General features: G+C 66.7%; 7 protein-coding genes. 5 read left to right on the top strand and 2 right to left on the bottom strand.

Annotated features, from left to right (window positions below; all coding sequences use genetic code 11):
- Positions 1-175 precede the first annotated feature (175 nt).
- Complete coding sequence (locus tag QNM97_RS17625; RefSeq protein WP_283819610.1) at positions 176-1,111, top strand: alpha/beta fold hydrolase; 936 nt, start codon at positions 176-178, stop codon at positions 1,109-1,111.
- A gap of 333 nt (positions 1,112-1,444) precedes the next feature.
- Here QNM97_RS17625 and QNM97_RS17620 read toward each other — a convergent pair whose 3' ends face one another.
- Complete coding sequence (locus QNM97_RS17620; RefSeq protein WP_283819609.1) at positions 1,445-2,734, bottom strand: HNH endonuclease; 1,290 nt, start codon at positions 2,732-2,734, stop codon at positions 1,445-1,447.
- A gap of 581 nt (positions 2,735-3,315) precedes the next feature.
- Positions 3,316-6,852 carry an indolepyruvate ferredoxin oxidoreductase family protein gene (locus QNM97_RS17615; RefSeq protein WP_283819608.1) on the bottom strand — a complete coding sequence of 1,179 codons (3,537 nt, stop codon included), beginning with the start codon at positions 6,850-6,852 and terminating at the stop codon, positions 3,316-3,318.
- A gap of 213 nt (positions 6,853-7,065) precedes the next feature.
- Here QNM97_RS17615 and QNM97_RS17610 point away from each other — a divergent pair, with 213 nt between their 5' ends.
- From QNM97_RS17610 to QNM97_RS17595, 4 genes are all read left to right on the top strand, one after another.
- On the top strand, positions 7,066-8,676 hold the full coding sequence (locus tag QNM97_RS17610; RefSeq protein WP_502874935.1) for a carboxyl transferase domain-containing protein: 1,611 nt from the start codon (positions 7,066-7,068) through the stop codon (positions 8,674-8,676).
- A gap of 89 nt (positions 8,677-8,765) precedes the next feature.
- On the top strand, positions 8,766-10,886 hold the full coding sequence (locus QNM97_RS17605; protein ID WP_283823241.1) for an acetyl/propionyl/methylcrotonyl-CoA carboxylase subunit alpha: 2,121 nt from the start codon (positions 8,766-8,768) through the stop codon (positions 10,884-10,886).
- A 40-nt stretch (positions 10,887-10,926) separates the two neighbouring features.
- Positions 10,927-12,072 (top strand): acyl-CoA dehydrogenase family protein, encoded by a 1,146-nt coding sequence (locus QNM97_RS17600; RefSeq protein ID WP_283819607.1) that lies wholly within the window; start codon positions 10,927-10,929, stop codon positions 12,070-12,072.
- Positions 12,069-12,587, top strand: coding sequence for a MaoC family dehydratase (locus tag QNM97_RS17595; RefSeq protein WP_283819606.1), 519 nt, complete (start codon positions 12,069-12,071; stop codon positions 12,585-12,587). The genes QNM97_RS17600 and QNM97_RS17595 overlap by 4 nt, the downstream gene beginning before the upstream one ends.
- Positions 12,588-12,635: the final 48 nt, after the last annotated feature.

The raw sequence follows: 12,635 nt of genomic DNA, 5'->3' as shown, positions 1-12,635 counted from the left end.
AACCACATGCTGACCAGTGCGGAAGCGGAGCAAGTCATGCTCTCTGGATGTCGCTCTTTCAGGATCTCGTTCTGTCGCAGCTGTCGCTGTCCGGCGGCTTCGCGATTTCGCCGGGCGCATTCGGCGACGCTGTTAGCGTTACGACGTCACCGATCACGCGCTGAAGGAGCCAACGATGTCACTCCGCGAAGTCGAGTTCACCTCGAGCAATCAACGGGACACGATCTACGGGTGGATCTACGAGCCGGTGCGTCCGGCCCGGGGCATCATCCAGCTGATCCATGGTCTGGGCGAACACTCGCGGCGTTATCTCCCGCTGATCACCCGGTTGCTGGATGCGGGGTTCGTCGTGGCGGCCGACGATCACGCCGGGCACGGCCAGTCGGCGATGTCGTCGGGCATCTGGGCCGACGCCGGTGATCGCGCCGATCACGTGGTCGTGGAGGACGAACGCTCCCTTCGTTCGATTGTGCGCGAACGTCATCCCGATCTGCCGTATGTGATCTTCGGGCACTCGTGGGGGTCGATGATCGCGCGCGGACTGGTGAGTGGGGACAGTGATCAGGTCGACGGGCTGATTCTGTGTGGTATCGCCGCAGGGATTCACGGCATCGAGAATCTGCTCGACCGTCAGGCTCTCGCCGCCGAGACCGATACTGCTGCGCCGGCGTCCGAGGCGTACGTGGTGTCGATGTTCGACGGGTTCATCTCCCGCTACGAGCCGGGATCCGGCCCGACGGCGTGGGTGGCCCGCGACCCCGACGTCGTGCGCGATCACGCCGTCGACCCGCTGAACAAATTCGGTGCCCCTATGTCGGTACGGTTCCTCCGCGGATTCGTGGACCTCTACGACACCGCCAACGCTGCCGACTGGTACCGGTCGATACGTCCTGATCTTCCGGTGTTGATCCTCGCCGGCGACGGCGACCCGGTCACCAACTTCGGTGAAGGTGCCTACCATGTGGCCAATCAGCTTGCGCTCACCGGACATCCGGACGTCCGGACACGCGTCTACACCGGTTTCCGCCACGAGGTTCACAACGAGCCTGAGATCCGCGACGAAGTAGCGGGGGAGATCATCGATTTCGCAAGCCGCTGCGTCGAACGGTGATCTGAGCCCGAATCCAGCTCCGGCTCAGGTGGTCTCGAGGCTCACCGCACGCGGCTCGCACCTCGACCAGCGGAGGGTGACGATGCTCTCGAAGGATGCTGACGCCTTCCCGTCCCGTGTCTTCTCACCCCGATGCCCTTCTCACCCCGATGGTCGAGGTGCCGAGGAGCGCCAGCGACGAGCCTCGAGACCCCTTGTGCCGAAGAGATTCCGGGCCACGGACGCTCGAACACCTCGACCATCGGGTGGGGTTTTCACTATGGAATTCTCAAACAACAGACGCGGTCCCGGCCAGGCCGGGTGCGGGGGAATCAGGTAGTGGGGCAGCGTAGGTCAGGCTGCTGCGTCGTCGAGTCGCATGGTCCGGCGGTGATACGACGGTATCGGTTGTCGTTCCGGGTCTACAGTGGCGGGTGGGATCAGCCAGGGGTGTCGGTCGAATCCCATGATGATGTCCCAGCCGTGGTGGTGCACGTCGTCGTGGCAGCTGGTGCAGAGCAGACAGCCGTTGTCGAGGTCGGTGGGCCCGCCATCGGCCCAGTGCTGCACGTGGTGTGCTTGGCAGCGTCCGGCGTGTGTTCCGCATTTGATGCACCCGCGGTCCCGCACGAGTAAGGCTTTGCGTTGTCCGGGGGTGAAGAAGCGTTCTTTGAGTCCGACGTCGAGGGGTACGCCGTCGGTGTTGAGGATGATTTTGGTGATGGTGGTGTCACACGACAACAACTTGGCGGTGGCTTCGGTGATCGGACCCATGTTCTGCAGGTCCCCACCGAGGGCCGGGTTGTCGGCCGGCCACGTCCACAACAACCCGTTGGTGGGTTTCGTCGAGAAGGTGGTGTCCGCAAGTCCTTGTGCCGCGAGTTCGACGATCGTTTCGAACGCGGCGGCACAGATCTGTTCGGGCGTCCGCGGATCGGGCGACCCATCGGGCTGCGGCTTGGGAGCCGACAAGGTTTCCATCAGGGTGCGGGTTTTCTCGCCGGCGATGATGTCGAGGTTTGCTGAGATTTCCAGCCGTCCGTCGTCGGTGATGCGGTCGGTGTAGGAGTTGATTCGCTTGTCCTCCGCCGCTGGTAACCCGCCAGGTGTGTCGGCCGCCAACTCGTTACCCAGCTGCCGTGCGTAGAGGTTGATCTCGGCGGGGGTGAATCCGGCGAAGTAGTGGGACAGCAGTTTCCGCAGGTATTCACACCGGTGGACGGTGTCGAGGGGTTCGGGGGAGCGGGTGTCGATGTGCGCCAGTCCGCGGACGATGGCGTCGGTGTGTTCGGAGGAGATGGACCCGTCCGCGGCATGCGCCAACAACAGGTCAATGTCGCTGGTGGCCGAGATACGCACGTACCGACCTGCGACGGCGGGTGCGAAGCCCATGCTGATCAACAGTTCTCGTAGTCGGGTGGTTTTGTGGTCGGCCACCCCTAACCGATCTATTTCGCCGGTGAGGGTGGTGGCGTGGTGATCAACCAGGTTTCGCAGCAGGAGGACTTGCTTCATTGCAGCGAAAGCTTGGGGTCCGGTCATGTCCGGATTCCATTGCAGGTCGCTGAGTTGGGTGACGATGGTGGCGAAGACTGCTTCGGCGTCAACAGATTCCGCGTCAAGAATGGTAATGGAGTCGATCATGGGCCCCTCCCTGGTGGCTGATCGGTGTGATGGCTCCAGTGTACCTCGCCAGAGTGTTCGACGCAAGGGGTGTCTTGGTGAATTCTGTTTGTGGACAACGTGTTTCGGCGCCGATTTTCTGTCGGTGGGGTGTGGTAGGGGCGCGGCTTTCGCTCGTTTCGGTTTCGATGTGGTTGGGGGGCTTGTTGTCTCGCCGGGTCTCGAGGCCCGGCGCCTGGGGCGCCGTGCACCTCGACCATCGGAGGGGGAAAGAGTTCTCGACGGTCGGGTAGGGCGGGTTGCTCGACCATCGAGGGTAGGGTCCCGGCCGTCGGGAGTGATGAGTTCGCGGCTTCACTTTGCGGACGCGGCTGGTGTAGCTGGGGCGTCTGCGAGTTCGGCTCGCGGACGGCGGATGTGGTTGGGAACTCTGTTGTCTCACCGGGTCTCGAGGCTCGCCGCACGCGGCTCGCACCTCGACCATCGGAGGAAGGGTGCTCGGCTGTCGGGCAGGGAGGAGATGCAGACGGAACGGGCAGGGAGGAGATGCAGACGCCACGGGCGCCCCTCGCAGCAGCGAGGGGCGCCCGTGGCCGATGGGGTTACAGTTCGAGGGTGGAACGCATCTGGGCGACGGCCTCGCGGTAGCGCGCGACGTTGGCCATCTTGATTCCTTCGTAGCCGCGAACCATGTCCGGCAGGGCCGCAAGCTCGACCAGTGACGAATAGTGTTGCGGTGTCACCGAACCCGACTCCCAGGCGGCGACGATCGAATCGACCAGTGAACGGTACTCGCCGATGAGGGCGCGTTCGGTCCGGCGGATCTCGTTGTAGCCGAAGGGATCGAGGCGGGTGCCGCGCAACCGCTTCATCTTCGCCAAGGTGCCGAGGCCGGGCTTGGCCCACGCGCCGAGCGACATCTTCTCCTTCATGCCCATGGCCCGCAGGGTCGGCGGGTGCAGACGCACCGCGACCTTCGCGTCGGCGCCGTACTGGTCGGCGACCTGCGCGGCAAACGTCGGGTCGGCGGTGAGCCGAGCCACCTCGTACTCGTCCTTGTACGCCATGAGTTTGTACAGATTGCGAGCCACCGCGTCGGTCAACTCGTCGCCCGCGCTGCTGCGATGTACTCGTGCGACGGCGTCGAGATACTCACGGGCGTAACGCTCGTCGGCGTAACCGACGAGATCGTCGACGCGCACCGCGATGGTGTGCGCCAACTCGCCGTCGATGCCGCCGAGAGCGGCCACCCGCTCCTGGGCCCACACGCTCGGTTCGGGTGCGGTCGTCGCCGGATGCAGCCGTGCGATCTCGGCGCGCACGGCCTCCGGGTCGGCCACGACCTGACGCCCCCGGCGGAATGCCTGGGTGTTGGCGGCCACGGCGACGCCGTTGAGAGTGATTGCGCGTTCCACGGATTCGGCACTGATCGGCAGCGCTCCGGCCTGATAGGCGGCGCCCACCGCGAGCATGTTGGCGTACTGCTCGTGACCGAACAGCTCTGTCGACAGTGCCCCCGGATCGAGGTAGACCGCGCGGGCCACCCGCGAGTCGATCACGTCGTGGATCTGTGCGTCCGACGGGAATCCGACCGAGGTGTCGACGACCATCGAACCTGTCGGGATACGCGTGGTCGATACCACGGCGGTGGTCCGATCCGGGGCGGTCACCTTGAGGTTGACCGCGTCGGCGGCCACCAGTGAATCGCACGCGAGGTACAGGTCGCACGTCCCGGAGGCCACCTTGGCGGCCAGCTCGATCGGCCGGTTGGAGATCTTCACGTCGCTGACCACCGCGCCACCCTTCTGGGCCAGCCCCGTCATGTCGACGGTGCGCGCGGCGTGGCCGTCGAGAGTGGCTGCGGTCGCTAGGATCTGGGAGATGGTGACCACGCCGGTTCCGCCGATGCCCGTGATCCGCAGCGTCGCCACATCGGTGCCCGGACCCGTCAGTGTCCGAGTGACCGTCGGCCGCGGCAAGGAGTCGGCGGCGAGTTCGGCGGCCGTCGCGTTCTGTGTGCGGTCGGTGGTTCCGGGGGTGACGGTGACGAACGACGGGCAGTCGCCCTTCAGGCATGAGTAGTCGAGGTTGCACGAACTCTGATCGATGCGGGTCTTGCGCCCGAACTCCGTCGGAACAGGATGCACCGAAAGACAATTGGACTTCTCGCCGCAGTCACCGCAACCCTCGCAGATGCGTTCGTTGATCATCACCCGAGTGGTCGGGGTGTCCAGGGTGCCGCGCTTGCGCTTGCGGCGCTTCTCCGCGGCGCACGCCTGATCGTGGATCAGGACTGTCACACCCTCGACGGCCGCCAGTTCGCGCTGAACGTCGGCGAGTTCGGAGCGATCACGCACGCTCACCCCGGACGGCAAGCCGTTGGCCTTGGTGCGCGACGGGTCGTCGGAGGTGATGACGATGCGCCCGACACCCTCGGCGAGAAGCAGATTCGTGATCTCGGTCAGGCTGAAGCCGCCGACCGGGTCCTGGCCGCCGGTCATGGCGACCGTACCGTTGTAGAGCAACTTGTAGGTGATGTTCGCGCCCGCGGCCACCGCCGCGCGGATGGCCAGTGACCCGGAGTGGGTGAAGGTGCCGTCGCCGATGTTCTGCACGAAATGATCGGCCTCGACGAACGGCGCCATGCCCAGCCACTGCGCGCCCTCACCGCCCATCTGCGTGACCCCGGCGACATCGCCCACCTGGTGTGGATCCATCAGCAGAACCATCGCGTGGCAACCGATTCCGGCGCCGACGAGGGTGTTCTCCGCCACGTGCGTCGAACTGTTGTGGGGGCATCCGGAACAGAAGTACGGGGTCCGCACGGCCAGTGGCAGTTCGATCCGTGTGCGCCGGCGGCTGCTGCGGTCGAGCCAGTCGATTGCGGCGTCGACGTGATGGTGTCGCGCCAACCGCATGGCCAGACCCCGGGTGACCGCGTCGACGTCGAGTTCGCCGAAGCGCGAGAACAGTGTGGACCCGTCCTCGTTGACCTTGCCGACGATGTGCGGGGCGATGGGGTCGCGGAACAGGATGTCGCGCATCATCGTTTCGATGAAGTCGCGCTTCTCCTCGACGACGATCACCTCGTCGAGGCGTCCCGATGCGGTGTCGGTGATGAAGCGCCGCAGGATGTCCTGCTCGAGCGGGTACACCATGCCGAGCTTGAGGATGCGGATTCCGAGGCGATTGAGATCCGCCTCGGTCAGACCCATCAGGTGCAGGGCCTCGCGCACGTCGAGGTAGGTCTTGCCCGCGGCGACGATGCCGATGCGATCGTCGCTCGAGCGCACGGTGATCCGATTCAGGCCGTTGAGGCGGGCGTACTCGTGGGCGCGCGGCATCCGGATGGTGAGCTGATTCTGTTCGAGCTCCATCAGATTCGCGCCGAGAAGACGCCCCGAGGGAACGTGCGGGCTACGTCCGAGGCCGCCGTATTCGGGGGTGATGCGGGTGGGGTCGAGCTGCACCGTCGAGGCGCCGTCGGCGACGTGTGCGGAGATCTTCAGCGACGTCCAGAGCCCGCTGACGCGGCTCAGGTGGGCGGCGTGGACACCGAGGTCGAGGATGTCCTGGGAGTCCGCCGGATACAGGATCGGAATGTAGAGGTCGGCCAGTGCCATCTCCGAGGCGCACGGCACGGTCGAACTCTTCGCGCCGGGGTCGTCGCCGACGAGGGCGACCGCGCCGCCGTCGGGGTGGGTGCCGATGATGTTCGCGTGCCGCAGTGCGTCGGAGGCGCGATCGAGGCCCGGGGCCTTGCCGTACCAGTAACCGACCACGCCCGAGCGGGGTTTGCCGGCGTTGTCGGGGGCGAGTCCGGTCACCTGGGCGGCCACCTGCGACCCCATCACCGAGGTCGCGGCGAGCTCCTCGTTGAGGCCGGGGCGATGAACGATGTCGAGGGGCTCGAGCAGTGCGCGACGCTTGGCGAGTTCGAGGTCGTAACCGGCGAGTGGAGAGCCCTCGTATCCGGAGATGAAGGACGCGGTGCGCTGGTTCATGCGGCGATCGACGAGCGCTCGATCGCGCACCATGCGGACGAGGGCGGCGATGCCGCCGAGGAAGACGGTGCCCGATTCACGGACGTAGCGGTCTTCGAGACCGCTGGTCGCGGGGGCATGCGGGGCGAGGGTCATGGGTTCTACCTGGCCTTCTGTAGTTGTGGCGCGCGACTCCCATGGGTGGGGAGACGCAGGTGCTTGTGGCCCGTGGGTGGTGGGCTCACCATCACGATACGAAAAATCGTGATCGTCGTCACGTCGGCTGCGACAATGGCATCTGCGTGACACCGCGCAGGCGGGTGCGTTACAGTGAGTTCAGTTAATTGTCACTAACTGAAAGGTGGGTCGGTGGGTTCCACAGTCACCAGCCCGGCGCAGACCGCACCGCAGAACCGGTCCACGTCGCGCGACGAGCACCTGACCAACGTCACCGCCCTGCGGCAGGCCCTCGCCACGGCCGCGCGCGGCGGTGGCGAACGGGCCCGCGAACGGCATGTCTCGCGCGGCAAGCTCCTCCCGCGCGACCGCGTCGACGGCCTGCTCGACGTCGGTTCGCCGTTCCTCGAGGTGGCCCCGCTTGCCGCGCACGCCATGTACGAGGGCAAGGTCCCCTCGGCGGGGGTCGTCGCCGGGGTCGGGCGGATCGCCGGGCGCGAATGCATGATCATCGCCAACGACGCGACGGTCTCGGGCGGCACGTACTACCCGATGACCGTCAAGAAGCATCTGCGCGCCCAGGAGATCGCCGCGGCCAACCGCCTGCCCTGCATCTACCTCGTCGACTCCGGTGGCGCGATGCTGCTGCAACAGGACGAGGTGTTCCCCGACCGTGAGCACTTCGGTCGCATCTTCTTCAACCAGGCCACCATGAGCGCCGCGGGTATCCCGCAGATCTCGGCGGTCCTGGGTTCGTCGACGGCCGGCGGCGCCTACGTGCCGGCGATGAGTGACGAGACCGTGATCGTGCGCAACCAGGGCACCATCTTCCTGGCCGGCCCGCCGCTGGTGAAAGCGGCCACCGGAGAAGACGTGTCGGCCGAGGATCTCGGTGGCGGCGCGATGCACTCGTCGGTCTCCGGGGTGACCGACCACCTCGTCGACAACGACGAGCAGGCCCTGGCGAAGGTACGCGAGATCGTCGCCACCCTCGGTCCTCGCGACCCCGCGCAGTGGGAGCTGACCGCCGCCCGGCCCTCGACACGACCGCAGACCGACATCTACGACGTCGTGCCCACCGATCCGCGCACCCCCTACGACGTGCGTTCGGTGATCGAGATCCTGTTCGACGCAGGCGAATTCACCGAATTCAAGGCCAACTACGGCACCACCCTGGTCACCGCGTTCGCGCATCTGCACGGTCATCCGGTCGGCATCATCGCCAACAACGGCGTGCTGTTCAGCGAATCCGCGCTCAAGGGAGCACATTTCATCGAACTGTGCGACCAGCGACGCATACCGCTGATCTTCTTGCAGAACATCACCGGCTTCATGGTGGGACGCGCCTACGAGGAGGGCGGAATCGCCAAGAACGGCGCCAAGATGGTCAACGCTGTCGCCTGTGCCCGGGTACCCAAGCTGACGGTGATGATCGGCGGCTCCTTCGGGGCCGGTAACTACTCGATGTGCGGCCGCGCCTACTCGCCTCGGTTCCTGTGGAGCTGGCCCAACGCGCGGATCTCGGTGATGGGAGGTCCGCAGGCCGCCGACACCCTGGCCACCGTGCGCCGCAACCAGATCGAACGCTCCGGCGGCGAATGGTCGACCGACGAGGAGGAGACCTTCAAACAACCCATCCGGGAGCAGTTCGAGCAACAATCCGACGCCTACTACTCGACCGCGCGCCTGTGGGACGACGGCATCATCGATCCCGCCGACACCCGTACCGTGCTCGGACTGGCGCTCGAGGCGTGCCGGTACGCGCCGCTGACCGAACCGCGCTACGGCGTCTTCCGGATGTGAGGGCTAGACACATGACCACGACTTCTGACATCCGTTTCAGCGCAACACCGTCCACGCCGACCACGGAATCGGCCGACCCCGCGGCCGCCGTGGCGACGCCCATCCGGACCGTTCTCGTCGCCAATCGCGGCGAGATCGCCTGCCGGGTCATCGCGACGCTGCGTCGGTTGGGCCTGCGTAGCGTCGCCATCTACACCGACCCCGACGCGCACGCCCGCCACGTCCGCGAGGCCGACACCGCCGTGCATCTGGGATCGCTGGTGGCCCCGGGAGAAACGCGCTCGGTAGGCAACTATCTCGACATCGCCGCGGTCGTGCGCGCCGCGCAGGCCACCGGTGCCGACGCCGTGCACCCGGGCTACGGGTTCCTCTCGGAGAACCAACAATTCGCCGACGCGCTGGCCAAGGCCGGCATCGCCTTCATCGGACCGCCGGCATCGGCGATCGCGACGATGGGCGACAAGATCACCGCACGCGCGGCGGTCACCGAACGCGGGGTGCCGGTGGTACCCGGGTTGTCGCGGCCCGGACTGACCGATGACGATCTCATCGCCGCCGCACCGGAAATCGGCTTCCCGGTGCTGATCAAGCCGAGTGCGGGCGGCGGCGGCAAGGGCATGCACCGGGTTGAGCACCCCGACGCCCTGCCCGACGCGCTGGCCAGGGCCCGGCGGGAGGCGTCGGCGGCCTTCGGTGACGACGCGCTGTTCCTCGAGCACTTCGTCGACACCCCGCGCCACATCGAGGTGCAGGTTCTCGCCGACACCCATGGCCACGTCATCCATCTCGGCGAGCGCGAGTGCTCGCTGCAGCGCCGTCATCAGAAGGTCATCGAGGAGGCGCCGTCGGCGTTGCTCGATGCCGCGACGCGGGAGCGGATCGGACAGGCCGCGTGCGATGCCGCCCGTAGCGTCGGCTACACGGGTGCGGGGACGGTCGAGTTCATCGTGTCCGCCCACCGACCCGACGAGTTCTTCTTCATGGAGATGAACACCCGACTGCAGGTCGAGCACCCGGTGACCGAGATGGTCACCGGAATCGATCTGGTGGAACAGCAGATTCGCGTCGCACGGGGCGAGGTGCTCACGATCGCGCAGGAGGACGTGACGCTGGTCGGGCATGCGATCGAGGCCCGCGTGTATGCCGAGGATCCCGCCAACGGCTTCTTGCCGACCGGCGGCGAGATCGTCTCGCTCGCCGAGCCCGACACCGCGGCCGGCCAAGGGGTGCGGGTGGATTCGGCGATGCTGCCGGGCCTCGTCGTCGGCAGCGACTACGACCCGATGCTGGCCAAGGTGATCGCCCACGGCGGCGATCGCGCGGAGGCCATCGAACGTCTCGACCACGCGCTGAGTGAGACCCGTGTCCTCGGTGTGGTCACCAACATCGACTTCTGCCGCTTCGTGCTGGCCCGGCCGGAGGTGCGCGAGGCTCGCCTCGACACCGAGCTGCTCGACCGGCTGGCCGCCGACTACGCTGCGCCCGAACCCGTTCCGGAGGCGCTGGCGCTGGTCGGTCTCGCCCGAGTCGGCAACCGGCGCGCCGACGACGTGTGGGACAGTCAGGTCGGTTTCCGGCTCGGCGCCCACGCGCCGGTCGTCAGCAGGCTCAGTGCAGGCACCCACCGCCGCGAGGTGTCGGCCGGGGTCCACGGCGCCGACGAACGCTGGATCACCGCCGACGTCACCATCACCACCACACCCGATCCCGACGAGGGCGCCCCGGCCGCGGACGAGACTGGCGCGGACGAGACTGGCGCGGAAGAGAACACGGCACAGCCGTGGACCGCGCACGTGGAATACCTTGCCCAGCACGCCACCACGAGCGGCCGGACCGCACGGCTGATCGTCGATGGCATCAGTCAGCAGTGGTCGCTCGCCGAGATCGGCGACCAGTGGTGGGCCTCCGGTCCCGCGGGCACGTGGATCGTCGAACTGACCCGCACCGTCCTCGACGCCGACGCCGGGCAAACAGCAGGCACCATCGTCAGCCCGATGCCCGGCACCGTCGTCGCGGTATCAGCCGCCACCGGCGACGAGGTCGGTGCGGGCACCGCGATCGTGGTGGTCGAGGCGATGAAGATGGAACACACCCTGACCGCACCGATCGACGGGACCGCCACCGTCTCGGTCGCCGTGGGCGACAAAGTCTCCGCCGGTCAGCAACTCGCCCACATCGACAGCCCGGCCCCCACTCCCGACGCCGCATGACCAAGCTCGCAGACGTGACGCACGAAAAGGACTCCCGCCCATGGAACTGACACAGGAATACACCGATCTCATTGCCACCGTGCGCGACTTCGCGCAATCGGTCGTCGCCCCGGTCTCGGCGAAACACGATGCCGAGCACAGCTTCCCGTACGACGTGATTGCCCAGATGGGCAAGATGGGGTTGTTCGGCCTGCCCTTCCCCGAGGAGGAGGGCGGCATGGGTGGCGACTACTTCGCGCTCGCACTGGCGCTGGAGGAACTCGGCAAGATCGACCAGTCGGTGGCCATCACCCTCGAGGCGGGGGTCAGCCTGGGCGCCATGCCGATCCACAAGTACGGCACCCCCGAGCAGAAGGAGCGGTGGCTCCCGGATCTGACCGCAGGCCGGGCGCTGGCCGGCTTCGGGCTCACCGAACCCGGCGCCGGATCGGATGCCGGTGCCACCGCCACCACCGCGCGGGACGACGGGGACTCGTGGATCATCAACGGCGCCAAGCAATTCATCACCAACTCCGGCACCGACATCACCTCGCTGGTCACCGTCACCGCCGTGACCGGTGTGAAAGACGGCGGCCGCAAGGAGATCTCGACGATCGTCGTGCCCTCGGGCACACCCGGTTTCGTCGCCGAGCCGGCCTACAACAAGGTCGGGTGGAATGCCTCCGACACCCATCCGCTGACCTTCACCGACGTCCGGGTCCCCAAGGAGAACCTCCTCGGCGAGCGCGGCCGCGGTTACGCGAACTTCCTGTCGATCCTCGACGAGGGGCGGATCGCGATCGCCGCACTGGCCACCGGCGTCGCACAGGGATGCGTCGACGAGAGCGTGAAATACGCCAAGGAACGTCAGTCCTTCGGCAAACCGATCGGTGAGTACCAGTCGGTGTCATTCGCGATTGCCCGGATGGAGGCGCGCGCCCACGTCGCGCGCACCGCCTACTACGACGCGGCGGCAAAGATGTTGGCGGGCAAACCCTTCAAGAAGGAAGCCTCCATCGCCAAGATGATCGCCAGCGAAGCCGCGATGGACAATGCGCGCATGGCCACCCAGATCCACGGTGGATACGGCTTCATGAACGAATATCCGGTGGCCCGCCATTACCGCGACTCGAAGATCCTCGAGATCGGTGAGGGCACCACCGAGGTCCAGCTCATGCTGATCGCCCGCGAGCTGGGCTTCTCATGAGTGAGACCACCGAAGCGACGTCGTCGCCGGTCCGGGTGGTGCAGCGCGGACTGTGGTTCGAGGAGTTCGCCGAGGGCACGATCTACGAGCACCGACCGGGCCGCACCGTCACCGAGGCCGACAACGTCCTGTTCACCACGCTGACGATGAACACCCAGGCGTTGCATCTCGATGCGGCGTGGTCGGCGACGCAACCCGGATTCGGTGGGCAGCGACTGATCAATTCGATGTTCACCCTCTCCACGATCGTCGGCTTGTCCGTCGCGCAGCTCACCCAGGGCACCCTGGTGGCCAATCTCGGTTTCTCCGAAGTCGCTTTTCCCGCACCGCTGTTCGCCGGTGACACCCTCTACGCCGCGACCGAGTGCACGGGCAAACGCGAGTCCAGGTCGCGGCCCGGTGAGGGGGTGGTGCACCTCACCCACATCGGCCGCAACCAGGACGGGGTGATCGTCGCGAGGGCGGCACGCGCGACACTGGTACGCAGGCGCCCGACGGAGTCGTCCCCGACCTGAGTCCGAGAAGGGCGTCGAGAAGTCAGCGTAGCGACGACGAAGGAGTCG

This window comes from Gordonia sp. L191 (genome assembly GCF_030077625.1).
In the GTDB taxonomy this organism is placed as follows: Bacteria; Actinomycetota; Actinomycetes; order Mycobacteriales; family Mycobacteriaceae; genus Gordonia; species Gordonia polyisoprenivorans_A.
Note: the sequence above shows the minus strand (reverse complement) of the source record. Positions and strands in the feature narration are given on the sequence as shown.

Excerpts from the sequence above, each read along its gene's own strand:
- QNM97_RS17625 (WP_283819610.1), top strand. The coding sequence starts at position 176 with ATGTCACTCCGCGAAGTCGAGTTCACCTCGAGCAATCAACGGGACACG.
- QNM97_RS17620 (WP_283819609.1), bottom strand. The coding sequence starts at position 2,734 with ATGATCGACTCCATTACCATTCTTGACGCGGAATCTGTTGACGCCGAA.
- QNM97_RS17615 (WP_283819608.1), bottom strand. The coding sequence starts at position 6,852 with ATGACCCTCGCCCCGCATGCCCCCGCGACCAGCGGTCTCGAAGACCGC.
- QNM97_RS17600 (WP_283819607.1), top strand. The coding sequence starts at position 10,927 with ATGGAACTGACACAGGAATACACCGATCTCATTGCCACCGTGCGCGAC.
- QNM97_RS17595 (WP_283819606.1), top strand. The coding sequence starts at position 12,069 with ATGAGTGAGACCACCGAAGCGACGTCGTCGCCGGTCCGGGTGGTGCAG.